At 42.2% G+C, this 24440-nt stretch carries 20 protein-coding genes; 9 read left to right on the top strand and 11 right to left on the bottom strand.

The window, feature by feature from the left end; genetic code table 11:
• The first annotated feature begins 6 nt into the window (after nt 1–6).
• The 4 genes from AB3351_RS00495 (at nt 7) to AB3351_RS00480 (ending at nt 3563) form a co-directional block, all read left to right on the top strand.
• Complete coding sequence (locus tag AB3351_RS00495; protein WP_371145150.1) at nt 7–1647, top strand: sigma-54 interaction domain-containing protein; 1641 nt, start codon at nt 7–9, stop codon at nt 1645–1647.
• Nucleotides 1648–1720: 73 nt separating this feature from the next.
• Nucleotides 1721–1993, top strand: a complete 273-nt coding sequence (locus AB3351_RS00490; protein WP_371145149.1) for a (2Fe-2S)-binding protein — start codon at nt 1721–1723, stop codon at nt 1991–1993.
• Nucleotides 1990–2322 carry a (2Fe-2S)-binding protein gene (locus AB3351_RS00485; RefSeq protein ID WP_371145148.1) on the top strand — a complete coding sequence of 111 codons (333 nt, stop codon included), beginning with the start codon at nt 1990–1992 and terminating at the stop codon, nt 2320–2322. Before AB3351_RS00490 ends, AB3351_RS00485 begins: the two co-directional genes overlap by 4 nt.
• Entirely contained in the window at nt 2319–3563 is a 1245-nt protein-coding gene (locus AB3351_RS00480) for an NAD(P)/FAD-dependent oxidoreductase (RefSeq protein WP_371145147.1), read from the top strand. Before AB3351_RS00485 ends, AB3351_RS00480 begins: the two co-directional genes overlap by 4 nt.
• 54 nt (nt 3564–3617) lie before the next feature.
• Here the strand turns inward: AB3351_RS00480 and AB3351_RS00475 are convergent, their stop codons facing one another.
• Nucleotides 3618–3956 (bottom strand): hypothetical protein, encoded by a 339-nt coding sequence (locus tag AB3351_RS00475; protein WP_371145146.1) that lies wholly within the window; start codon nt 3954–3956, stop codon nt 3618–3620.
• Between the two features lie 302 nt (nt 3957–4258).
• Entirely contained in the window at nt 4259–5029 is a 771-nt protein-coding gene (gene pdaA / locus AB3351_RS00470) for a delta-lactam-biosynthetic de-N-acetylase (RefSeq protein WP_371145145.1), read from the bottom strand.
• A 382-nt stretch (nt 5030–5411) separates the two neighbouring features.
• Between pdaA and AB3351_RS00465 the strand changes: the two genes are divergently transcribed.
• A complete protein-coding gene (locus tag AB3351_RS00465; RefSeq protein ID WP_371145144.1) occupies nt 5412–6662 on the top strand; it encodes an MFS transporter in 1251 nt (416 codons plus the stop codon).
• Between the two features lie 157 nt (nt 6663–6819).
• On the opposite strand, the gene AB3351_RS00460 is transcribed toward AB3351_RS00465, so the two are convergent.
• The 5 genes from AB3351_RS00460 to AB3351_RS00440 all read right to left on the bottom strand — a co-directional run bounded on the left by AB3351_RS00460 (nt 6820) and on the right by AB3351_RS00440 (nt 18294).
• Nucleotides 6820–7965, bottom strand: coding sequence for a Kelch repeat-containing protein (locus tag AB3351_RS00460; protein ID WP_371145143.1), 1146 nt, complete (start codon nt 7963–7965; stop codon nt 6820–6822).
• Nucleotides 7966–7992: 27 nt separating this feature from the next.
• Nucleotides 7993–14829 carry a hypothetical protein gene (locus AB3351_RS00455; protein WP_371145142.1) on the bottom strand — a complete coding sequence of 2279 codons (6837 nt, stop codon included), beginning with the start codon at nt 14827–14829 and terminating at the stop codon, nt 7993–7995.
• 13 nt (nt 14830–14842) lie between these two features.
• A complete protein-coding gene (locus AB3351_RS00450; protein ID WP_371145141.1) occupies nt 14843–15862 on the bottom strand; it encodes an HNH endonuclease in 1020 nt (339 codons plus the stop codon).
• Between the two features lie 23 nt (nt 15863–15885).
• Nucleotides 15886–17034: an HNH endonuclease gene (locus AB3351_RS00445; RefSeq protein ID WP_371145140.1), complete on the bottom strand. Its 1149-nt coding sequence runs from the start codon at nt 17032–17034 to the stop codon at nt 15886–15888.
• A 288-nt stretch (nt 17035–17322) separates the two neighbouring features.
• On the bottom strand, nt 17323–18294 hold the full coding sequence (locus tag AB3351_RS00440) for a GntR family transcriptional regulator (RefSeq protein WP_371145139.1): 972 nt from the start codon (nt 18292–18294) through the stop codon (nt 17323–17325).
• A 217-nt stretch (nt 18295–18511) separates the two neighbouring features.
• Here AB3351_RS00440 and AB3351_RS00435 point away from each other — a divergent pair, with 217 nt between their 5' ends.
• The 3 genes from AB3351_RS00435 to AB3351_RS00425 are packed head-to-tail and all read left to right on the top strand — an operon-like array spanning nt 18512 to nt 20346.
• Entirely contained in the window at nt 18512–19000 is a 489-nt protein-coding gene (locus AB3351_RS00435; RefSeq protein ID WP_371145664.1) for an HPP family protein, read from the top strand.
• A gap of 33 nt (nt 19001–19033) precedes the next feature.
• The gene (locus AB3351_RS00430; RefSeq protein WP_371145138.1) at nt 19034–19936 is read left to right on the top strand and encodes a pyridoxamine 5'-phosphate oxidase family protein; all 903 of its coding nucleotides are present in this window, start codon (nt 19034–19036) and stop codon (nt 19934–19936) included.
• Between the two features lie 44 nt (nt 19937–19980).
• Nucleotides 19981–20346 carry a hypothetical protein gene (locus AB3351_RS00425; RefSeq protein ID WP_371145137.1) on the top strand — a complete coding sequence of 122 codons (366 nt, stop codon included), beginning with the start codon at nt 19981–19983 and terminating at the stop codon, nt 20344–20346.
• 92 nt (nt 20347–20438) lie between these two features.
• On the opposite strand, the gene AB3351_RS00420 is transcribed toward AB3351_RS00425, so the two are convergent.
• The 3 genes from AB3351_RS00420 to AB3351_RS00410 are packed head-to-tail and all read right to left on the bottom strand — an operon-like array spanning nt 20439 to nt 22659.
• The gene (locus tag AB3351_RS00420; RefSeq protein ID WP_371145136.1) at nt 20439–21770 is read right to left on the bottom strand and encodes an SMI1/KNR4 family protein; all 1332 of its coding nucleotides are present in this window, start codon (nt 21768–21770) and stop codon (nt 20439–20441) included.
• Between the two features lie 9 nt (nt 21771–21779).
• Nucleotides 21780–22220, bottom strand: a complete 441-nt coding sequence (locus AB3351_RS00415; RefSeq protein WP_371145135.1) for a hypothetical protein — start codon at nt 22218–22220, stop codon at nt 21780–21782.
• Nucleotides 22221–22257: 37 nt separating this feature from the next.
• Nucleotides 22258–22659: a hypothetical protein gene (locus tag AB3351_RS00410; RefSeq protein ID WP_371145134.1), complete on the bottom strand. Its 402-nt coding sequence runs from the start codon at nt 22657–22659 to the stop codon at nt 22258–22260.
• Between the two features lie 99 nt (nt 22660–22758).
• On the opposite strand from AB3351_RS00410, the gene AB3351_RS00405 reads away from it, so the two are divergent.
• Nucleotides 22759–23295, top strand: coding sequence for a hypothetical protein (locus AB3351_RS00405; protein ID WP_371145133.1), 537 nt, complete (start codon nt 22759–22761; stop codon nt 23293–23295).
• A 58-nt stretch (nt 23296–23353) separates the two neighbouring features.
• Here the strand turns inward: AB3351_RS00405 and AB3351_RS00400 are convergent, their stop codons facing one another.
• A complete protein-coding gene (locus AB3351_RS00400; protein ID WP_371145132.1) occupies nt 23354–24187 on the bottom strand; it encodes a CbrC family protein in 834 nt (277 codons plus the stop codon).
• Nucleotides 24188–24440: the final 253 nt, after the last annotated feature.

Here is a 24440-nt window from a genome sequence, read left to right as displayed (position 1 = left end):
GACGTTATGGCATTTCCATTACCGTCAGTGAAAGACCTACTGCACTCTCTTCTACTAGATACAGCCATTGATACGCATTGCATAGAAAAGAAAAACGGCGAGCTTTTATGCAGTGTCGTATATGAGGATGATTCGTTTTCTACTTTGACTCAGGCGTTCACTCACCATTCCACAGCTATCATTCTCGATACAAACAAGCAGCCGATAGGCTGTATAACAGCCGCACAAATCATCGATTTCCTTCATAACACGTACAATCAATTACAAGCATTCTATGAAACCGTTATCCAAACAACCGATGCCTCGATTACGGTCATTGATCATCACGAGCGGGTGTGTACCTGGACGGGAGGGGCAGAAAAAATTTTTTCAGTCAAACAACAAGAGATCATCGGTCGGCCTATTACCGATTTTTTTGACCACACCAAACTAGAGATTCTGCAATCGCTCCATGAAGGGAAAGGGATTGTAGGCCAGCACCATCAGCCTCGTTCTGATTTATTTGTCTTAATTAACTCCAATCCGGTTTATCTTAACGACAAAATTATCGGTGCCGTCGTTTCAGAGACAGACATTACAAGTCAAGTCGTGCTCAATGAAAAGCTGTTTAATATGTCCAACGAAGTACACCGTCTAGAGCAAGAAGTCGCAAAGTATAAGGACTTCTCTGATCCCTTTATTTCCATTAAGGGAAAGAGCGCTGCCTTACAGCGCACTGTGCAGCTTGCAAGAAAAGTATGCTCTGTTAAATCAACGGTGCTCATCCTAGGCGAAAGCGGTGTCGGAAAAGAAGTGTTTGCCAAAGCGATTCATGAAGCAAGCGAGAAAGCACACGCACCTTTTATTTCCATTAACTGCGGGGCGATCCCCGCGTCTTTATTTGAAAGTGAATTGTTCGGCTACGAGCGCGGCGCCTTCTCCGGTGCTGACAACAAAGGAAAAAAAGGAAAAATAGAAATGGCAAAAGGAGGCACATTATTCCTTGATGAAGTAGGAGAAATGCCGCTTGAAATGCAAGTGAAGCTCCTCCGCGTACTTCAGGAGCGAAAGTATTACCGTGTCGGCGGAGAAAAAGAAATCGATGTTGACTTTCGTATCATCGCTGCAACCAATCGTGATTTACGTGAATTAATGAAGGAAGGACAATTCCGCGAAGATTTATATTACCGCTTGAACGTAGTCAGCTTACACATCCCCTCCCTACGAGAGCGGAAGGAAGATATTATCGAATTAACTCATTATTTTCTCAATGACTTCTCGTTAAGCTATCAGCGGCCGATTCGTGATCTTTCACCAGAGATCATACATGAATTACTTCGTTATGATTGGCCCGGTAATATCCGTGAGCTTCGCAATGTCGTTGAACGGCTTATTGTATTTGCCACAGATGGCGTCATTAAAAGAGAGTATCTGCCCTTTTCTACAAACTACAGCAGCATCGAAAACACACCACCCATCGCAGCAGACGCATTGATTGAGAGCGACTCTACTATTTTGCCGCTGCAGGAAGAAATGGAGCAGCATGAGAAAAAAGTAATCGAGAGAGCGTTAGAGATTTTGGACGGAAATAAATTAGAATGCGCAAAAAAGCTGGGGATCACAAGGGCCACGCTATACAACCGGTTGAAGCGGCTCGGCCTGCATTAATCTCCCCTCCCTCTTATTTTGGCGCACTTTTTGCATTATCCCTTCTACAAAACCGAATGGAGGGAACATGCAGATGACGAACAAAGAAAGCATGGTTATTTGCCGCTGTGAGGAAGTGACATATGGACAGCTTCAAGCGACGGCACATGAACATACATGCACAGCAAGAGAATTAAAATTACGCACACGAGCTGGAATGGGTTTTTGCGGAGGCCGCACATGCAGGCCAACATTAGATCGAATTATCGAAAGCGTAATTCCTCATACAGCACCTGGTGATATCCCACTCAAACACCAGCCGCCAATTCGGCCGGTGACCTTCGGGACAGTAGGTGAGCAGCAATGAAGAGAATCATGAGGCACCCTATTTTGGGAAATATAGAAGACAGGGAACGCATCTCCTTTCAATTTGATGGAGTCAAATATGAAGCATATGAAAATGAAACGGTCGCTGCCGCTCTTTTGGCAAATGGCATCCGCAAATTACGTGTTCACGAAGATACCGGAACACCCCGCGGAATCTACTGCAATATCGGTCATTGCTTGGAATGCCGTGTAACGATAAACAAGCAGGCAAACGTAAGGGCCTGCGTAACGATGGTAGAAAAAAATATGGTCATTGAAAGCGGCAAGCAGTATCCAAATATTGTACGGGGGATGGTGGAAGGGCGATGATGGATGTCATTGTGATCGGAGCCGGACCGGCTGGACTAGCAGGAGCCATTGCCTGTGCAAGCTATGGTCTTAACGTGACCGTTATTGATGAATTTATAAAGCCTGGCGGCAGATTGCTCGGTCAACTTCATCAGGAACCTTCGGGTGAATGGTGGAACGGGATAAGAGAAGCAGAGCGTCTGCAGCAGGAAGCGAAAGAACTAGGGGTTGATATCCGGTGCGGTGTATCCGTATACAACCTGGAAAAAGAAGACCGCCTATGGAATGTGCATACGACCATCGGTACACTAGAAGCCCCCTTTGTATTGCTGGCTACTGGAGCCGCCGAATATTCGATCCCATTGCCCGGCTGGACCCTTCCGGGTGTTATGTCGATCGGTGCTGCTCAGGTAATGACGAACGTGCATCGCGTCCAGGTCGGTAGAAAAGGAATCGTTATCGGAGCTAATATTTTAGCCTTTGCGATCGTAAATGAATTGCAATTAGCCGGTATTACCGTTGATCGGATTGTACTCCCGGAAAAAAGTCCCCTCAGCCAAAAAGCAGGGGAACCCGCAGAAGTCATAAAATCGCTCGTAAACGCCGCCCATCTTGCTCCATCGCGGCTCCTGCGTATCGGCGGCCGTCTTATGGGCAGCGACTGGATCAGACAAATCGGCTTGAAATTCTATCCGAAAAACGGTGTAAACGTAAACGGCACGCCTCTTCAGCTTCGCCAAGCGGCTCTCGAAATCATCGGTACGGAGCAGGTGGAGGGCGTGCGTATCGCCAGCATTGATGCAAATGGAGATCTCATTGCCGGATCTGATACGGTCTATGAAGCGGATTTTGTCTGTATAGCGGGCGGCTTGTATCCGCTCGCGGAACTTGCTGCTGTTGCCGGGTGTTCCTTTCACTATCTTCCCGAGCTTGGCGGTCATGTGCCTCATCACACAGAGTCGATGGAAACTCCTCTCGCCGGGCTATTTGTAGCCGGGAATATTACCGGTATTGAGAGCGGAAAAATCGCTATGGCTCAGGGTACCGTCGCAGGTCTATCCATCGCCAGCCATGCTGGAAAAGGAGTGGACATCGTGGATCGGGAACTGCGGCATGCAATGCAGATGGTCCGCACAGTTCGCAAGCAAGCCGCCATACAATTTAATCCAGATATTGTAAGCGGCAGAGATAAAATGAATACGCTTTGGGAACGACTCTATGCAAACAATGGAATGGATAAAGCAAAAAAGAAAATCGTGTAACGCATAAAAGTGCATGGCGGTAAAGGCCATGCACTTTGCACTCATATCATTTCATCAATACGGTGCATCCATCCTTGCTTGCGCTGCATCTCTACCTGTATTTGCAGCAGCATCCATCATCTCTTCTGTTACTTGTGTAATCGTATCCAGCATATCATTAGTGCTATTGGCTGCAGTCTCCATGCCAGCTTGTGCCGCTTGAGATGAATCATCCATAAAATTTTCTGTCGCTTGCTGCCAAACGCCACGGCTGTTACGACCTCTAGTCATTCCATACATCGTTGCACCAATACCCAAAGCTAACAGGGAAAGAGCCATCGCGTTTCTATTCCTCCGTCTTTTTCGAAACCCTGGTAGCATTTGCTGCCATGTTGCTCTCCGTATGCCATTCATCTTTTAACACATCCTTTTTACATCATGAGTAAAACATCTGCACAACGTTAGCTAACAAGCATGACAATCCCTTTCGTCAGCAGCACCAACAGCCCAATTGTTTCCAACCATATAATAAAATGTGTGCTTTTTTCCATCTCACCGCTTCACTTACGTTGTGTTTAATAAAATTTGAACCTCTCTACATTCTTTATCAAATTCATCATAACGAAACAAAGAAAATGCTGGCGCTCTCTCCATTACAAAAGCCTCCAAAAAATTTTGGAGGCTAAACCACTGTACTGCATCATCGGTTATTTACATTACAGTTTCATTTGTTTTAGGCTCTTAAATTCATACCCCTGTTTCCGTGCAGCGTCGATCATTTTGCCCATCGCCTCTGCATTATCCTTAGAAACCGAATGCAGCAAAATTACCGCACCTGGATGAAGCTGAGCTATAAAACTGTCATATGCGTATTTCCAGCCTCTTTGGGCCTTGGTGTCCCAGTCTTTGTAGGCAATGGACCAAAAGACGTTTGTATATCCCAACTGCTTGCTTGTTGCGAGTGTCCGCTCACTAAAAATCCCACGCGGCGGCCGCAAAAAGGTGAGCTCCTTTTGTCCGGTAACCTTGGTTACCTCTTCTCTCACTTTTTCCAACTCTTCTTTTATTTTACTGTCCGATACTCTGGTCATATCCGGATGGCTCCAAGAATGATTGCCAACGAGATGCCCTTCCTTCACCATTCGCTTTAATAATTCAGGCTGATCTTTAGCATAGTGTCCGGTAACAAAAAAAATCGCCGGAACTTTTTTCTCCTTCAACGTATCCAAAATTTGTGCCGTATAGCCATTCTCATACCCATTGTCAAAAGTAAGGTAAAGCTCCTTCTTCGTTGTATCTCCCAAGAAGATGGCTCCATGCTTGGTTAAAATATCCTTAAAGCCCTCTTCGTCAATGGAGGGAAGTTGGCCGTTTTTGCTCTTTTTAAAACCGAAGTGATATGGATCATCCCGGTATCCTTCCACCGTGTGCAGTGGCAATAAGAAGCTAAGCAAAATAACAGCAATAAGAATGGATAAACGCTTCATGATTGATTTCACTCCCTGATACATGCAGCTTTTTGTTCAAATCCAATACAGGTATTTTTCCAAAAAGGGAAGAAAGTTATGTACCTTTGCTTGTGCAAAAAAAGCATGGGTATGAAAAGCGCGCTTTCCATAAATGATCCGCACAAAAAAAGACGCTCCCAACGGAAGCGTCTTTATTTATCAAGAACAAATGTTCGTTTTTTAAATCAGCTAAATTAAATCGGACTATTTTTGACTTTCATATTATTAGTATAAACCACACATGATTATAAGTCTATATTTCTTTAGCGTAATGTTTTACAGTATGTATACCCGGCCGGGAAACGCGCGTAGTAGGTGTTTTTACACGTGACACGTAATGCTATAAAAAGGAGAGGACCTTGTGCCCATACGTGTATGGAATACTAATTTGAAGGTACGGTTAATTGGAGAAGCGCTGTTTAATATGCTGTTTTGGATGTACTTTCCCTTTATCATCGTATATTTTGGTGCGGCATTAGGCAATCATATTGCCGGTATCCTAATGACAATCCCTCCGATATTCAGCCTGCTCGGAAGTTTGCTCGGAGGTACTTTAGCGGATCGGATCGGCCGGCGCCCTGTGATGCTGCTGGGCGCTGCACTTCAGACGGTGATGTTTGCATTGTTTGCAATGTCGCCATCCCCCTGGATTGATTATATCGCCTTTATTGGCATTGGACTGGGGGGAGCCATCTATCGGCCTGCAAGTTCGGCTATGGTTGCTGACCTTGTCCCTACACAAAGCTTACGCCAAGTATTCGCAACATTTACGACAGCTAACAACATTGGTGCAGTGCTTGGTCCTGTACTTGGAGCTATTTTCTTCTTCCATTACCGGCAAGCGCTGTTATGGACCTGTGCATCGGTTTTACTGCTGTATTTTATCGCCATTTCTATCATGGTTCAGGAAACATTGCCGCATTCAGCAAAAAAAACAAGCGGTTTCACCTCTATTCCTGATGCATTCAAGGAACAATGGATAGGGTATGGCATTATTTTTCGCGATAAAGTGTTCCTGGTGTATACGCTGGCTGGCATCTTTGCTCTGGTACCCATTATGCAGCTTGATCTATATTTGGCAGTATACGTGATCAATAACGTCCCCGCTCAGACTCTATTCCCATGGAACAGTGCTGCCCTCATGCTATCGAGCACAGAAATATTTGGCTGGGTACTGGGATTAAACGGCCTTTTGTTTGTCCTATTTATCATTCCGATTACGAGATGGTTCCGCAATTGGAAGGAGCGTAATGTATTCATTCTGTCATCGCTGCTGTCCGGGGTAGGCACATTTTCCCTTGGACTGAACACAAATATATGGTTTCTGTTTTTTGTTACAATACTTTTTACCTTTGGCGAGATTGTACGCTCTCCTGTAACACAGAGCTTTATTAGCCGCTATGCCCCTCCGCATGCAAGGGGACAATATATGGGAGCTGACAGCTTGCAGTTTACAATCGGAAAATTTTTGGCTCCATTGACAGTCTTTCTGTCTAGTTGGGTGCCGCCTATGGGAATATTCAGTATCATTTTGTTGTTTTCCCTCGTTAGTATCCTGCTGTACATTCAGTTATTCAGAATCTATACGGAACAGCCCGAGGCAGTGGATTGATTGAACGAGAGCTTTTCTATGCAATAAGGCCACTTTTCATGGAAGTGGCCTCTTATCTGCAAAAAATACTGGTTATTGTCAACTCAATTGCCTGGTATTTTTATTTTTTAGCTTAATGGCATCATATTACATGCGAACGTATTTAATTGATCTACTCTTATTCATACACTAAGAGCGCTTCCACTATATCACATGCTCCTGCGTTCATTGCACGCCCGCACTCACTTCCTCCAATGGCATAGATCGTATCACCAACTACTGCAGCCATTAACTGGGCTCTGGCGCAGCTTAATTTAGCAGGCGAAATGCTCCAGGTGTTTGTCGCTGGATCATACACCTGCACGGCATCATAAAACGTACCAGCAAATGGCCCCCCCTCACTACAGCCTCCAATTAAGTATATTTTTCCTCTTGCTACTACAGATGCTGCCCCAAATACGCATAGTGGGCTTTGCGCAATCTCTGACCATACATTGGAAATAGTATCGAAGACAAACTGTTTGTTTTGTTTGTTTCCACCCAACACGTAGATGTTACTATCCACCACCGCTACTGTATGATCTAGGCAAGCGAGCGGAAGAGGGGGGTATTCTTTCCAACTATTTGTAGCTACATCATAGACTTCATGATAAACACATGGGCCTGCTCCTTGACCAAATCGGCTTGAACCACCGATCACGTGAATTTTACCTTTGACAGCAGCCAATCCCGCTTTTACACGGGAAGTAGACATATCCGCCATGCGCTCCCACGATTGATTCGGTGTATATTTCCAGTTTTCCCCAGTGAAATATTGATACTTACCGACACCACTCCCTATAAGATAAAGGGATGTATCAACAACTGCAGCATTGAGAAGAGAAACTTTGTGAAAAGGCATAGTGGGTAATAGACTCCACTCGTTTGTTTCGGGATTATACTGTTGAACTGTGTTGGAGCGGTCATCTTCATAACCGTTCATGTATCCGCCGCCCAAAACATATATTATCCCATCTTTTACTCCAGTAGCTGCTCCTCTTCGCGGTACTGGCATGGAAGCGATCCGCTTCCACTCTGGATATAAGAGATTTACGGCAGTTTCCGCTTCTGCTTGTGAAAAGCCTCCCCCGCTAAGCGCAGATTTCATTTCCGCCTTATTGAGTAAGGGATAGGCTTGCTCATTCAATAATAATTTTCCTATTTCTGCAGCAGAAAACGTGCTGTCAAATTCACGCATTCCCTTTACCGCTTCTTGCGGGAGATATCCCCACTGCTTGATGATCCATGTCATTTCTAAAGGGGTAAGTGTCATCTCCATTGTCATCCGAACTCTCCTCCTCTTTTAACTATCCTATAATTTGATCCCATACCCCTTCTTCATTGCATGCACTCTCTGCACAACCCCTGTCTGCGGATACGCTGCTACAACGGCATTCGCTGTATCTTGTGGCTTACATTCTGCAAAAGCCAAAGCTTCTACCATATCACTTACAGTCAATGTAGGGAAATGGACAGACAGTTGACGGCCTGTCTCTACTACTCCCACGCCATCTGCAATCCACGCTCTAGCTCTCTCTTGTTCTGTAGCTTTTTTATAGGAGGCGATCAATATGCCAACCAGTTCGGTTGCCCCAAGCTCAGGCTTGGTCTGATGCAGACCGGCTGCAGTCTGAGATGGGTTAAATCCGGCAAACGCCATCGCTTTACCTATCTGGACAGCAGATAATTCAGGATAATGATTTACCAAAGCGACCGCCACTTCCCTTTCGTCACGTCCTTCTTCTTTAAGTCGCTTGGCGAATACTTCCGGCGCCTCTCTGATGTAATGTAGCAGGACCGGATCACTGAATGCAGACTCTACACGCTCTGTATATGCTTGAGCTCTAATGAAATAATCTGTACGATCTTCCAAACCAGATGCGTCTATTTGTGCATTCGTTTCTCTATACGTAATGAATGGCTGTACTTCTAGTGGCTGCCTTTGTTCATTTAGAACCTGTAGACGATACGAACTCGCCTTCTCTACCACGTGCCATTCGGCATGTATATATTCATCTTTATTCTCTAAAGTGAGGCCAGATGGTGCTGGTAAATCAATAATTTCTAGAGAATCCGGACTGCTCCACGCACTCTCAGCGTCAGCTCTCTCTGCTTTGACAACCACCTGGATTTTATTAGTAGGCAGCTCAGCTAGTGAGTTGGAGGAAATTTCTGCTGTTGTACCATTAATCTGTATATTTGGTTGCGGGTTAAGCGGTTGGTTTGCTTGGTCACGCACTTCGATGATATATTGTTCCGCTGTGGCTACAGCCAACCATGACATTTTGACTGTACGCGTTACTCCTGTATAAGACAGATAAAGTGCTTGTGGCGCTGCCAATGGGTGAATAGTAAATACGACAGGCTCACAGAATGATCCAATTGCATTTTCTTTTATGGCTTTAAAAGAGACACTCATTTCTTGACCGTTTACAATAACTTCACCAGTAATGACCGCGCTTGTTTCATGAACTGCGATCTGCGGCATTGGGTCGAATAATTGCCCTGCGAGATCTCTGATCTGTCCGGCATAGCTAACAGCTCCCTCAACAGGCAGCCAATTTGCAATCAGCTCTTCCCCTTTCATCTTAAGAGTAAGTCCCTGTGGCGGCGCGAGAATAGTAATCGTAATCTCGGCTGCCACTCCCCACGGCCCTATAACGTTTGGTGCCAAAGCTCTCACTTGCAGACGGAACAAACCGCCTGTACAGAACTCCTCTGCTTTTATTCTGGCTTCTGTTCCCTGTATATCGCATAAAGTAGGTACAATAGTTTTTCCTTCCATATCTGTTATAAATAATTCATAGCTAGCAGCACCGGAAACAATCTCCCACCGCGCGAGTAATATATCTTCTTCAAAAGAAAGAGAAGGTACTTTTGGTGCTGTCACTAAGAAAATGCTAGCTGCTTTGCTGTGGTCGCTTATGCCACCCGGGCCGGAGGCAATAACCTGTACAACCGCTTCGGCTCCGAGTATTACTCTATCTTTATGAATCCTCATCTGATTACTGGATGTAGCTGATAGAGGCACTATACTTCCTCCGACAGTCAAGGCCACACCATACTCTGTCGTATGTTCACGATCTGTTTCTTCCCATGTGACGATAAGCCAATCCGTATCATAGCGAAGTGATGGCGTACCAGGTATTTTTGGTGCAGGAGGTTTGTCCTCTCCTCCACCTCCTGTACTGATAACCACAACGCCTCCGATAATCGTGGCTACGACTCCTCCGACAGCGATGGCTCCAGCACCACACGCACCACCTGAAACTGAGCCTACTGCTGCCGAAGCAGAACCCCCGACCGCTGCCTCCGCAGCACTTCTAGACATACCGCGGCAGACTAGATAGTCAATCGCTTCAGCTATTCCCCACTTGATCCCTGCAACACCAGCCAATTTTGCCAGATTGACAGGATCTTTGATTAGATTATCAAAGACACTTTGCGCTGAATATTGTATACAGTCTACAAAAGATTGTAACAGGTCATCCCAACTATATGTTCCTGAACCTGGAAGCGGTATAGCCCATACAGCATTCACGATGTTGGCTTCTAGCAATGGCTCACGTTGATATGCCGCACTCTTTATGACCAAGCCAAAACTTCCGTTTAACTTTATTTCGAGCTTTGCCGTTTCATGTTCTGTAGGCGGTATGATGGAAAAATCCACTTTCAACTTAAATTTCGTATCTAATGGAAGCTGCTTAACGATGACCTGCGAGCATGTACCGCTCCCCTGTAAATTTTCCAGATCGAATTTCGGCAGTTTGATATTATCTAGCGGCCAATCTTTGACGTGAAAACCATTTTTGTCCCATGTAAAAGAGAAGCGTGTTCTTGAAAAAGGACCGATATGATCTGGCAAAGTAAGACTGCCGCTCATCTGCTCTTTTCCAACGCGGACATCCACATCACCAATCTCTGTCGAGAAAAGTTCTATTCCTGCTCCAATCGCAAATGGCAATGCCTGATTGACTGTATCTATAGATACATAAGGACCTGCTTGTTTGCTGCCATGTTCTTTTGTACCGCTAAACTTGATAAAGCCCCAATCAATCGGATTGGATAAACTTGCAGAGGCTACTAATCCCCTGTTTTGGTTTTTCGTATCTTTATCATAGAGAGCAACCTCTAGAATCACTTCAGGTAAGAAAAAGATTTTGGTACGTACTGAGGCATGAAAACCTTGATGATACACGTTATCTTTGTACGTCACCGGTTCTGTTCCCGGAACATACCACAACATTCCATTGTACAATTGCACGTCCAATACATCCGGCCACTCCAGCCCCGTTACTTTATAGAATAAAGAGCTTATACTGATGGCTGTCTGTTCTCCCTCTGGTGTTATCAGCTGGATCATCACCATTTTCGCACTGCCATTAAGTAAAACGGCTGCTCCTCGTAAACAAATCGCATCGCTAAAGGCAACTTCTCCGAAAAATTCTGTAGTTACATTCGATACATGTCCATCAGCAAAGGCACACGTAACCAGTAGACCTAGTTGCTCTAAGCTAAATGCAGGTATTCCTAATGGATTTTTTACCGTGTTGGAAGTAACTGTAGAGAATTCCGCTTGATGGCTGTTCACCTTCATATCACCGATAAATGCATACTCCTTATCCAACTTGGCAATGATCTCGCCGTGCAATGTTAATTCAGAGTTGGCCGCTTGCTCATCTTGATCTTGGTTTTCTCTTACCGCTGTATACTGGAGTTTACTATTACGGAATGTTAGAGATGAAAGTAGTGTTAACGAATAAAGTTCTGCTTGTAAAGTGATGGATGCGTCTTTCTCTGCTGGAATGCTACCGTATAGTATATAGGGTCCTTTTATTTCTAAAATCGACTTTACATTTTTCAATAAAGCGCCACCATCAAAATCAAGCACAGCGTAAAAATTTACTCCTGGTCGGATAGACATATCCTTACCGATAATAGGAAATCTCTCTTGCAAAAACGCGCCCGTCGTCTCATCCAATGAAGAGAGGACGACTGCCGCTCCTGCACGCTTCAGTCCAATCCATTCATCCACTGTGGCCAACACAGGAGAAATATCTGCCAACGTCCATTGATCCAGTGCTGCCGCTAAAAGATATCCCCATTCCTGCTCTTTCGTTTCGACTTTCACTTTTTCTTTGTCCTGCACGCCCATCTCTATCGCTTGCGTGTCATCCTTTGGTTGTTTTTTCCCAATTAATAGTGACAATTCAGCATAACGAGATTTATCTACTTGTTGGGAAGTATACTTTCCACGTAGCAGGAATAAGCTCTGTTTGACATCAATCGTAAGAGCCATCTCGGCGAAAGAAGTAGGCTTAACAAATGTATCTGGAACCATCACTGAGTCAAAAACATTTTCCCCTATTGCCTTATCTACTACTTGTCTGGCTTGTGCCTGAGCGGTTGTCAGCGCTACATCGATAATGAAATCGTTCTCCGCTTCTCCCATTTGAACACTTGCCCAGCCACTAAGTGGTCCAAACAAAAATTCAGCAGAAATAAGCCCTGTCGTCTCCGTTCCCTTCTCCATGTGAACTTCTCCGCCGAGCTTAGTCAAAGCGAACGTAGTATTAGCAAATGACAAGCTCCAGTCAAGTTCTGCTTGTGCTGCAAAATCGATCTTACGTGTAGCAGGTATTACCGAAAGCTCAGCCATTATCAGCTCGATAGCTGTGGGAAAACCATAACCGGACGGTAGCTTTAATCCTGTATTCAACTGTTCTAGCACAGCAGCAAAATCTATAGTAAAGGTATCCTTTAACTGCCCTATAAAACACCAAGGCTCCCCAGCTATCTCTTTTACAGCTCTCATTGCAATCAATGCTCCTGCCAGTTCTACCTCCCCACCTAAATGCCCACTAAACTCCAATGACTCTTCCGCCTCTTGCCTCTCTGCTGTCAAGTCGATATCGATTTCCCATAACGTTAACAGATTCTCTATCATTCTCCATTCCTTATTGCTGCCGAGAAGAAAGCGCACTCGCTTGACTGTAAAACGATTTGTCCAGACATCGAGTTCTAATCCGCCGATACTGTACGCCGTACTTGTTGGCATTTCACCTGGTAAGAACGCAATGATATCCTTAGTAGGCAATATATCACTAAGTGTTTCCCATCCCGGTATCATTGTCGTATATGAGGTCAATCGAAGTGTCCATATATCTGTAGCATCATAAGCAGCTTCTACAGCAAACTGAACGGAGCGAAGGGTCATCCAGCCTGAAATTGTGCTTGTTATAATGCGTTTCTCCTGGTTCAGTGGTGATGTAACGTCCAATACAAGCGCAAGCTCCTTTACTGTAAACCAGGACTGAGAGGGTATCGTCCAGTTTTGCGCGGCCAACTCTATTGAAAACGAGTGAATCGTTGCTCCTTCTCTTCCGGAAGAAAAAAGAAACTCCACATTTCGGATGCCTATACTCTCAATGGTTCCAAAGGAGCTGAGCGTATGTTGAAGAGGTGAAGCATTCCCTCCTACATACTTAGCTAATTTCTCTATATTAAACGTTTCTGCCATAGCACTAGCGCACAGACGCCACTTTCCATCCGCTACTGGAATATCTATAGCTGCCATTACAGTTAACTCATCTGCCAGTGTAAACACACCCTGTAATGATCCATACGAAGCGGTAGAAAGACCGTCTATTGTTTGATAGATGGTGATTCCCAAAGTGGCATTCAGTTCATTTACTTCAATCAGACCTGGAACTGCTTTCCACCCTTCTCCCTCCCGCCCGATACCGAAGGAAACTTCTACCTTCCATACATGAGGTTGTTCGGGAGAAAACGAAAAATTCAGTGTATTTATTCTAAAATTCCCAAGTCCAATCACCGCCTCTGGAAGATTAGAATGTGCACCGCCCATCAAAGGCTCAAATAGCTTAAGATCTCCAAGGAAAATTCCCTCGGATGGTGCATCCAAGCCTACAATCCATCCATTTAATCCACTAGGTAATTGTAGGAAAATAGGAATTTCCACTTCCTTTCCGAGACATAACTTTGACTTCACTTGCGACTTATATGTTTTCTTCCCTGTTTTTTCATCTTGTTTGATTTCGAAAAAAGGCAGCATAGAAGAAAATCCGATTCCACTCAACCCTACTGCTACGGGCCAAGATACTTCTGCTCCAGTAAGTATTACTTGTTCCTTTTGTGAATCTAGCTCTAACTTCAAGTCCGGGATGGGTGCAAGGGCTTCGAACCAGTGCGAACTGTCATACACACTTTTAGGGAGCAGTTTATTCGCTTGAAGTTCTCGCACAGTTTTATTCCCTATGCTTGTAGATACTACATGCATCTCGAGAGTACTATATGAATCTGTAAATAATAGAGTCGTTTCTTTATTGTTCGCAAATGGATACGTAGCATTGGCTGTAAGTTCTACTCGATCCGGTCCATAGGAGACTTCCACTTGAGCAAGAGATAATCCATGTTCGCTCACTCCAATAAGAGATTCGAGCAACTGGATGAGCTTATCAGATGCGAGGACTTCGTGATTAAGAGCAAAACTTCCCTGTCCCTCAAAAATTGCTACTTTGACTCGTGCGAGCAAATCACGAAGAATCGGACTGTCTGGCAATCGTTTGTCCAATATGAAAGCGTCGGAACGACTCCATTCTCCACAAGAGCCTTCTTTTTTGGCCCGAACGCTTATATAATATGTTTCCCCATCAATCAGGGGTTCCCCGTTGATCTTAATACCTGCTTCACCTTCTGAAAGCTGCACAGGCTGTGGATGAAGCAATTGTTCATTCTTATCCAACACAACGGTTTCATACTGGTATATCCCATCTTCTAGCGGAATCCAGTTCGCATGTAATGAACCATTGTACCAATCTACTTGAATAGGGCCAACAGGTCCAATCTCATGAATAACAACATGTTCTGTTTGCGACCAGGGAGAAACAGCCCGTGCATGTATCAGGAATTCATCCCCTTTATTAATCTCTCCTAGTACCACAGCTTCTCCCTCACTGTATCGAAGCTGCGGCTGGTTCGCTAACGGTTTTCCCTGCGTATCAACGAATTCTATCTGCACCACATATCCTATTGGGTAAGAATAGGGGTTCCACGAAATGATTACTTGTCCATTTTCGTAGCGAGAGTATACATTTTCTACAAACACTTCTTTTCCGTTCTCTTCCATTTTTCTCCCTCTCCTATTGAAATGAGTTCAGCGCAAGTCTTTCCTCGTCCAATCCTGGAAAAATTAGCGAATCGACATTTCCTCTTCTCTCGCCCTCTATATATGCAATAAGTAATGACCGCAATAGAAAAAGTCGATCGTCTCTCCTTAGCCATCGTAGATAGGAATTGGTCGGATTTTCTAAAACCTTACGAAATACAGTAAACCATACGCTCCAGAAACCTGTTGTCTTTATCATCAATCTCATGGATTGAAGCATCATCAACAACGTATCGTTCATATATAGCTTTATATAACCTTCTATGTCCCGTTTTTTAAATGTTTTGCTTAATATCTCAACGAAATCATCTATACTCTCTTGTGCCAGAAGATATGCTTTAGTGCGATTGATAACCCTTCTATCGCTGAATTTCATGTCACTGTCGTTATAATAATTCAGTTGAAGCCCCTTTAACGTATTTAGTGCCCGTTTCCGCAATTGACTTGCCTCACTATCTTCGAAACTCGATAAGTAGGCTTCATTTGGTAGAATCCATACCATCTTATGTTTGTCTGTTGTCCAGCTTGGCCACGTCTTTGTATTGATCGGTTTCACCATTCCTGCTTCAATCAACTCTTTTTGTGATTTTTCTTCGTAAACCAATTGAAATAACTGGTATGTATTATCATTCGTTGCAATATCTATAGAATCACTTGAAAAAGTTCTGTCTGGCCATACCCATAGCTTCATGGTAGCCAAGAATAAGTTTTCATCCCCTTTTACACCTTTTACTTCATTCTTATCAGGGGTAGTGCCTTTCGCTGAGTTACAAGACTGGCAGGCAACCAACAAATTACTCCACCGAGTCTGATATTGCTGAAAACCTCTTTTATTCGATTTAGGAACTTTGTGCTCTACTGCACTGTCCATCGAGATGGGAGTTTCGCAATACGAACAATAAGAACCGATCTGTTTAAATAGGTAGGTTCTCAATACATCATATTCATCGTTGTCGTTATATTTAGGAATGTGTCTTTTAATGACGGGTCTCATATTATCCTCCTTATAATATGGGTTTAGTTATCCAACCAATATTTTGGATTTGTACCCGGCAGACAACTCTGAAGCAATTGTTGCTTTTCTTCGCCTGTCCACCCCCCCAGTTCTTGAAACCAGATTCCCCAAAAACCAGTAGCAGCAATCGTCCGTTTTGAGAATTTCATAATCTTAGGATAAAGGATGTCGCTATCATCATGCAGCATAGCATCAATCAACTGCTCTCTGATCCACCTAGCTACAAAAAAAGCTCTGGTTCTCATTTCCATGCGGCGATCTACCGACTTACTGGAATCTTTTACTTTTACAAACTTGTTAAGCGAAGCCATTTCAATTGTTTTGGCAGCAGCCTGTCGTATACTTTCTGAACAAGCTGGGTTGGGGATCGTTTCAATGCCAAAGAAGTACTTAGTACGATCATCCGGTTTTAGATAATAGTATCTGCCGTTATCAATGTACAACTCTCCACTTTTAAACTTAGAAAATAACTCGTTTATTTCTTGCTCCGTTAGTTGCTCCTCAAATCGTGGTTTTTTGCGATAGGTGCCTATTTTTTTTAATGCATAAACGAATGGATAAATGCTGCCAGTTCTATCACTATTATTACTTATTTTGGGCCAATAGAAGTGCAGGTCTTCTTCATTCATAATATGTTTAATCGCTTCTTCAGTACGTAAGATTTTTGGCTTATCTACCGTAGCCTGATTAGGATTATTCCCTTTGGCGGAGTTACAGGTAGGACAAGACAACAAGAAATTTCCCCAGGAAAAAACTTTATTTGCAAAAAAGCTTTTAGGTAATTGGTGTTCAATATGCAAATTGGAATAGATAGGTGAGTCACAGTATGAACAATACTGACCAATTGTATTAATCAAATCCTTTCGTGCCTCTCCCCAGGTATGATTTCCATTCTCTAGCATCCCAAAAATTTGCTCATAGTTTGCTTGATCACTTTTATTTTTAAACAGAACGGTTCCTTGTTTACTAACTTTTCCCCCTTCCTCAATCCACTGATTAATTAGATTGTTTAAAGTATCCAACATTTTCTTTTTGTCGACGGATTTCCACCGCTTCAGTTTATCTAGGTCATATCCTTGATAAACAAGGGTTTCTAGTTGTACTTTTTCATTATAATTAATCGGATTATCTGGAATGAATAATGGTCGCACGACTCTTCCCCCCTGCCCTTTACTTTCATTTTTAGAAAAAAGCATTCTGATATTAATTTGTTTTATTTAGAATTTTTTACCTACTATATTTATTATAGATTCAAATATAGATGTAGTAGGTCACAATATAAGTCATGTTTTCTGTTAAACATATGAATATTTAGACCTATGAATGACAAATTTTTCAAAAGATAAAAAAAGCCTGCTAGGTATAAAATGAACTGTAATTCGAATGATATATTCGGGTTACAGTTCAATACTCAGCAGGTGATCTTCTTCCTTATTTTATCAAGATTTCTTTGCAAGGCTCAAATTATCTAGTATTTCTTCACTGGTTCTTTCAAGTTTCAGTGGAAGTAAACATGTTTTCTCAGGGGCTCGACTGTTTAGCTCCTCATAAGCTGCTTCAGAGGCATATATATAATCAACAGAAGAGATAATCTCCTCAAGTTTTTCTCTTTTATTTATCCCACCGACAACACTCACGATGTGATTGATGCCTGCTTCCTCAACTCTTTTTGCCATCCACTGTCCACCGCTGTCTCCAAGACAGACAAAGGCAACCTTTGTTCCTTCTTTTAACTTCGCAATGTTCATCAGATCTATTACAGAAAGAGTCGCACCGATTGTATAAACAGGCTTTTTGTGCTTCTTAAAGTAATCCTTTACTTCCTCTGAATGATTTAGCGTTGTGATGACTCCGTGTATCTCGTCCATATTCGTAATTTTGTCCTCAATGTTACCCTTCATATCCTCAATAAACAATTCTGTGATCTTAGCTCCCGTATGCTTTTTGATTTCTTCTAAATAAAAGTTGCGGTCATGCTCTCTGCATTCTATAAATAAGAATTGTCCCGTACCCCTATCCTCGATAAAAAAGTGATGATGCATAAATGTAGAAGCGATAAACTCATCAAATGTATATCCTTTTTCAATCGCTCTTTCGATTGATGTTTTCACAATTTCATCTAATTCTTTTTTCGCTACTAAGGATTTCACATGAGGGGAGTCCTTTATTTGCGTTCTCCGTCCTTTTTGCATCAACAGCAAATCTTCTTCTTTGAGTTGTGTATAGACCCAATTGATTGTATTTCGATTAATAGCAAGTTGATCTGCAAGCTGATTTACAGTTGGGAGATAATCTCCCGGCAATAAAAACTCCATTTTTATCAAAAACTTGATTTGCTCTTTAAGCTGTATGTTTATTGGAATCGGAAGCTTTGCATTGATAACCAAACTTAAGGTTTTATACATGCTCATTTTCTACACCACCTTATATTAATAATAAACTATGTATATTTACATCTCAATAAGAAAGACATTGATATTTTTATTGACACAAGGCTCATCCCAATGCTATAAATTAACATATATTAATATGTAACTATGTTTATAAGGGGGGCAGAGTGGTTTGAAAGCAACGGTCGTAAAAAGGAGGAAACCAGAAAAATCTTTTCTCCATCGATATTTCGCAAAAATGAAAACAGCAGAAAGAACAACACAAAAAGCATTGCCTGAGAATGCAATAATGGGATTTTTCGGTGGATTTCTTACTATTTTAGCCCTTATGTTAATAACGCAAATTTCCGGTGATTCTTGGGTAATGGCTCCATTCGGGGCAAGCTGTGTCTTGGCCTACAGCGCCTGGGATGCTCCTTTTTCTCAACCAAGAAACATTGTCGGAGGTCATTTCATTTCTACACTGGTTGGATTAGCAATTCTACACTCTATAGGAACTTCCATATGGTCGATCTCTTTAGCTGTTGGGATAGCGATAGCTATGATGGTGTTAACAAAGACCGTCCATCCCCCTGCAGGTGCCGATCCGTTAGTTGTCATGTTCGCAAAAAGCAAGTGGAGCTTTCTTCTTTTCCCTTCTTTATTTGGTGCTATAGCCATCGTATTTATTGCTTTGCTTATTAATAATCTGCATAACAACAGAAGCTATCCTAAGTTTTGGTATTAAAAGCCGATTTCCTGAAGGGAGGTGAGAGAATGCATGGAGATGGGGTTTCATAGTGGCGAGAGAAGAGCACATAAGCTTGCTGGCGTCAGAATGCCTGATGATTTTACTGCTAAAATGTATAGGAACCATATTCCTAAAGCTGCCTTAGGTTTTTTACAAAAACAGAACTTTGTTTTTGTAAGCTCTATTGATAGCAGCGGAAGAGTCTGGGCATCGATCATCCAGGGAGAACCCGGTTTTATCGATGTAGTTGAAGAAAAAACGATTGTCATTTCTGGTATCCATAATCCTGAAGACCCTTTAGTTGCAAATATTCATGAAAACGGGCATATCGGTACTTTATTTATGGACTTTTTGGATAGACGACGTCTTAGAGTGAATGGTACAGCTAGTTACGACAAGAAGAGACTGATTATTCATACTGAACAAGTTTATGGGAATTGTCCAAAATATATAACGACCCGGAGAATCGAAACCAGTAAAAAGAAGGAACCGTTAGCTGTTTCAACCTTACAAAATACAAGCCTATTGCCAAGCCAGGCAAAATGGATTGAAGACTCGGATACCTTTTTTATCGCAAGCACGAACAACCAAAGAGAAGTGGATGCGTCACATCGCGGTGGAAATCCTGGGTTTGTAAAGATTATTGATGATACTCATCTACTCTTTCCTGACTACTTTGGTAATAACATGTTTAATACACTGGGCAATATTGAGGTTAACCCCAATGTAGGTTTGATTTTCATCAACTTCGAGAATTGTAAAACCTTACAGATTTCAGGAAGAGCTAACATACGGTGGAATGAAGGGGCTTCAGACAAATTCCCTGGAGCAGAAAGGCTGCTTGATGTAGAGATTGAAAAAGTGATAGAAACTCGGAACGCATTAAGCTTCACATCGGAACTGTTAGAGCGATCACCGTTTAATCCGAAATAAAGTACAGCAACTTACTTATTTTAATCCAATTGGAGGAATGTAAAATGGAAAACAAATTTGTTGTCATTATTCAAGCTGGAGCACATGACGGAGGCAAGGCTTTGCACGGGTTATTGTACGGTCAAGAATTACATGAGGCTGGATATGAAGTAGAGATTCTTTTTGATGGTGCAGGGACTACCTGGGTAAGCGAGCTAGAAAAGCCAGATCATATCTTTAACCCGGTATATAAACAAGTAATGAAGCTTGGCATCATTAAAGGCGGCTGTCAGGCGTGCTCCGGGTTCTTTGATGTAGAAGACGCTGTAGGCAGCGGAGTGGGATTTGCGGCTACAGATGAGTCAACAAGCGGTAAGCATATAGATTTTGCTGGTTATATTAAGAACGGATTCCAGCCCATCATCCTGTAAGATACAAAGAAAGCCGTAAAAAGGGCTGGTCATCCCTTTATTGATGACCAGCCTTTAGTTATGCTTGTACACAAAAATGAACATGGCCCATTCTACAAAAGTACATCGATTTGTTCTATAACCTCATCAAGGATTCGTTTCTTATTGTTCAATACCTGCATCTCCTTCAACTTATACAGCAGCTGAACAACCTCATTTTTTGAAGGTGCATGGACAATTTTTTTCTGCTCCTCTCCATAAGGGAAGTACGGATTTGTCTCTACCATTCTTTCCAAAGCATGAATAATTGTCGTTCTGTGTCTATCCTCTAAATGAATCCACCTTACGATATCATCCCAGGTCGGCTTCGATACAGCAAAAAGCTCATCCCAACCGTCCGTTACAGGGAAACGCACATGCTCCTCCATCCATGAAATGACTTTATTGGATTGAAAATGACAGAGATGCCGCGCAGCGTGTGCGTTTGTCTGACTTTCCAAATACGAATATACGAGCGCTAGTCCCTTATCTTCCGCTACACAGCATGCGGTAAGATAAGAACGAAGCTCCTCATCTACAAGATAATTGTCCTTCCAAAGTTCAAGAACCCAGTCAGATGCACATTCACCTACTACCTCTCCAATGATTTTGCAAGCGGTTCTCTTACGCTGCCTATCTTCTTGTTGCAGATGTCCTTTTGCTTTTTCAAATATCTCTTTCCGACTGTACAGCTCAAACATTTCTTTCTCTACACTGCCGTGGTTCAATACATACTCAATCACGCACTCCAAATCATGCGCAACATCTTCTCGCTTCACCTCTGTTAATAACTTGAACCAGCTTTTCCACCTGCTCGATGATTCCATAGCAGGATTCAGTCCATTTGCATCCATAAAGGTTTCATACTGCCATATTTCCGCACCAACACAATACAGTTCCGTCAGCTTCTCGATAAAGGATAAAAAGCTATCCGCTACAAGAACCACTTCATCTTCTTCATGGCTCCAATAGACAATATTTTTGTTATTCCCCTCGGAACTCATATCGAACGCTACCATATCACCGTTACCTACATAAAAAAACTGAAGTTTATTTTTCAGCCCCTGTCCATATCCCTCCTCTTCCATTTCAATGGCACTAGGCGTTGCATCTTCAAGCCATTCTATGTTCCACCCTAATTCCCCGGAAAAAACCTCACTCCATTCATCCGGTACATTCACTTCATCTGGAAAAGACCAGCGAAAATATACCGCCTTCGAAAAATGTAACACTACATCTTTAAAATCCTCGGGAAGTGAAAAGCCAAGTTTACATTCAACAGCATGAATTTCCTCTACCGTTGCGGGGCGATCAATAGAAAGAGGTAGTACGTCTCCGCCAATGTCACATATTTTAGATAACATATCATTCCATTGCTCTACAAAAATTGTATAGTTATTGTTCAAAACGACATCTCACTCCGTCCTCATTCCTCTTTCAACAAAATAATTAAATGTATCTTCAATATAATTCTTTCCATCAATCATCCAATATCTATTTTCATCCGGTACTTCATTAGTAAAATCAACGTATCTTCCTATCCAATCTTTATATGCTACTTTTTCGAATGCTGTATACTCCGGATATAAAGAAAATAGACATTTGGTATCAAAGTTCATATATACGGATGGATTGAATTTTAAGGTATCATCCGCACAACGATAATTCTCTTCAATTACACAGTTCCTTATATACTCAGTCGTTGTCCTGTATCCTTCAATATGGCTGCTTAACGTCGAATAATCTAATTGGTCAGACAAGAAATCGTATAGGTCATCCTTATCAAGAATATACCAGCTAAAAATATTTTCTTTTACAATGCCTACAATAATATTCTGGGCATACGTAATGTCCAAATGAATACACCACTCATTCCTGTACAAAATTAGACGTTTAGACGAGTTGAGTCGCTTTAAATCTCTTGGCAACAACATACGAATCGCCAAATATAAAAACTTTATAGTCCTGCTCTTTCCCCTGCCATTGCTTTTCACTTATAGAGGGTAAAAGGGATGTTTTTACCCCATGCTTCTCTAGAATTTTTGCATATTCTGTACCAAGTTTAGCTGGTGCTTTAGCAAATAAGCCCATGCTTGAATCCAGCAGCCAGTCGACCTTTCCATTACTATACGTACCAAAAGGAATGAGTCCTTCCGTAACTTCCCAATGCACTATGTATGTAAACTCAAATGTAAGCAAAATCTCATTTTCCTTCAATTCGAATCCAACTACACTTACATATACATCATCCTCAAATATTCCGCTATCAATTGTTTCTATCATGTTATGAATCATGCAGCTCAACTCTTATTATACTGGTTCTATTTTACACATTCATTTTTAACCACTATAATCAAATTGGATTGTTACGTAGTAGTAAGGGGAGGAATTAATTTGGATATTTTTGAACATCTTGATGATATGCAGCAGCACTTATTTACTAGGTCGTCCACAGAAATTGAGCAAAAATATCATAATCTATGCTCACAACTAGCAGATGAAAAAACAGCGAAAGAAATTCATACCATTAATCTGAATGAGTATCAGAAAGAATTAGAAAAAGGGCTTGTAGCATCCATAATTTTAGCTGAGAATAACGCTGCCAAAGCCATTTATTTCGAGTATGATTTGGATAATAACTGGGATAGTCATTTCTTTATCTGTGATAACTATAATCCTCCTGAAGACCAAGACGATGATTGGGCTTGTGATTGGTCCAATAGTATTGATGGACCCATTCTAATAAAATTTGCAGAGATTTACTCTGAGAATGGCTTCGATAGTTCGGAAAAAGCAATGGGTATCACATTGTATTTACTAGCACGAACAATTGTCGCATTTGCTAATGCTTGTAAAAAAGCGGACAGCAAAATTCCTATCTGTATTGCCTTCCATGACCAAGACCCTATTATGCGTATTGGAGGGGAATAACTCCTCCCGCTCCCAAACTTGGATTTCTATGTTCCTTTCTTTATCCGAGCATAATGAGTCAATCCATATCAGAATATACGTTGTGTTTCCCGCAATGCAGGCATTGAAATAAATAGCCCTGCATATGTCCGTCTACTAATTCATCGATATATTCGTCAACTGTTAACCCGAACCATTCCGCTTGTTCTTCTAGATCCTCTACTACCTCTTCTTTAAAATTTTCAATATCTGATGCCTGCAAATCCCCGATAAACGCACAGATGTTATTACAATGCGAAAACCAAAATTCCCCTTGCCAAGTAATATAGGAGGGGGTTCTTTCCACTAACTCTTTGATTTTTTCTTGATCGACCCCGTCAAAGTTTTTTGCAATGACGTTATTAAATTCTGCCCCGAATTTTTTATTGGCCTCTCCATTCGCAATACAATACACGCATACATGTTCTAAATCGTATTCGCTGTAAGGATGCAAATCATAAAAGTACTCCTGCTCCTTTTCACACACTTCACATATATTCGGATGGTAGATAATGATATTTTGCTTGTACACGTTTGGATGATAGGTAAATACCGGCAGTTGATTATTCTCTATAAAATGTTCAATGTGCTCGCGGACTTCTTCTATACTCCCAATGCTTCGCGTCAATCCTTCGACTTTATAAATCGTATAGCGTCCATGATGCGAGGAGACAATGCAAGCCAATTGCTCCATTCGCAAGAGGCCATCCAGATTCTTTATCTTTGCGGTGTGAACTTCTTTTTTGGTTTGCGCTGCCAATCTAAAAATCTCAAATTCCTCTTGTGTAAAAATCTTGCGGACCCCAGCAAAAAATGAGCCTTTTTTGCTCTGTTCCAGCATGGTTACATCTATTTCTATGACAAATGAGAGCATGTTATTTTCCCCCGATTTAATGTAGTCGCACAAGACAAAGATCATACACCAACGCGGGATTCGATAAATTAACTTGCGCGAGCGTATCTTCGAACGCCTCGAATTCTTCCATGGAATGCAAGAATCTGTTCTTATATAAAGCTTCTGCCGTTTTGTGCATATGTTAACCTATCCTCCGTTCTGAATGATTTCCTGTTTTCAAAGAACGTTTTTTATCACAGTATACCATGTCCTTACAACTCTTCTGATTCGA

The organism is Aneurinibacillus sp. REN35, from assembly GCF_041379945.2.
GTDB lineage: Bacteria > Bacillota > Bacilli > Aneurinibacillales > Aneurinibacillaceae > Aneurinibacillus.
Note: the sequence above shows the minus strand (reverse complement) of the source record. Positions and strands in the feature narration are given on the sequence as shown.

What these genes read in the sequence shown, in the direction of transcription:
- AB3351_RS00495 (WP_371145150.1), top strand. Translation starts at nt 7, where the DNA reads ATGGCATTTCCATTACCGTCAGTGAAAGACCTACTGCACTCTCTTCTA.
- AB3351_RS00490 (WP_371145149.1), top strand. Translation starts at nt 1,721, where the DNA reads ATGACGAACAAAGAAAGCATGGTTATTTGCCGCTGTGAGGAAGTGACA.
- AB3351_RS00485 (WP_371145148.1), top strand. Translation starts at nt 1,990, where the DNA reads ATGAAGAGAATCATGAGGCACCCTATTTTGGGAAATATAGAAGACAGG.
- AB3351_RS00480 (WP_371145147.1), top strand. Translation starts at nt 2,319, where the DNA reads ATGATGGATGTCATTGTGATCGGAGCCGGACCGGCTGGACTAGCAGGA.
- AB3351_RS00475 (WP_371145146.1), bottom strand. Translation starts at nt 3,956, where the DNA reads ATGAATGGCATACGGAGAGCAACATGGCAGCAAATGCTACCAGGGTTT.
- pdaA (WP_371145145.1), bottom strand. Translation starts at nt 5,029, where the DNA reads ATGAAGCGTTTATCCATTCTTATTGCTGTTATTTTGCTTAGCTTCTTA.
- AB3351_RS00460 (WP_371145143.1), bottom strand. Translation starts at nt 7,965, where the DNA reads ATGACAATGGAGATGACACTTACCCCTTTAGAAATGACATGGATCATC.
- AB3351_RS00455 (WP_371145142.1), bottom strand. Translation starts at nt 14,829, where the DNA reads ATGGAAGAGAACGGAAAAGAAGTGTTTGTAGAAAATGTATACTCTCGC.
- AB3351_RS00450 (WP_371145141.1), bottom strand. Translation starts at nt 15,862, where the DNA reads ATGAGACCCGTCATTAAAAGACACATTCCTAAATATAACGACAACGAT.
- AB3351_RS00440 (WP_371145139.1), bottom strand. Translation starts at nt 18,294, where the DNA reads ATGAGCATGTATAAAACCTTAAGTTTGGTTATCAATGCAAAGCTTCCG.
- AB3351_RS00435 (WP_371145664.1), top strand. Translation starts at nt 18,512, where the DNA reads ATGAAAACAGCAGAAAGAACAACACAAAAAGCATTGCCTGAGAATGCA.
- AB3351_RS00430 (WP_371145138.1), top strand. Translation starts at nt 19,034, where the DNA reads ATGGAGATGGGGTTTCATAGTGGCGAGAGAAGAGCACATAAGCTTGCT.
- AB3351_RS00425 (WP_371145137.1), top strand. Translation starts at nt 19,981, where the DNA reads ATGGAAAACAAATTTGTTGTCATTATTCAAGCTGGAGCACATGACGGA.
- AB3351_RS00410 (WP_371145134.1), bottom strand. Translation starts at nt 22,659, where the DNA reads ATGATTCATAACATGATAGAAACAATTGATAGCGGAATATTTGAGGAT.
- AB3351_RS00400 (WP_371145132.1), bottom strand. Translation starts at nt 24,187, where the DNA reads ATGCTCTCATTTGTCATAGAAATAGATGTAACCATGCTGGAACAGAGC.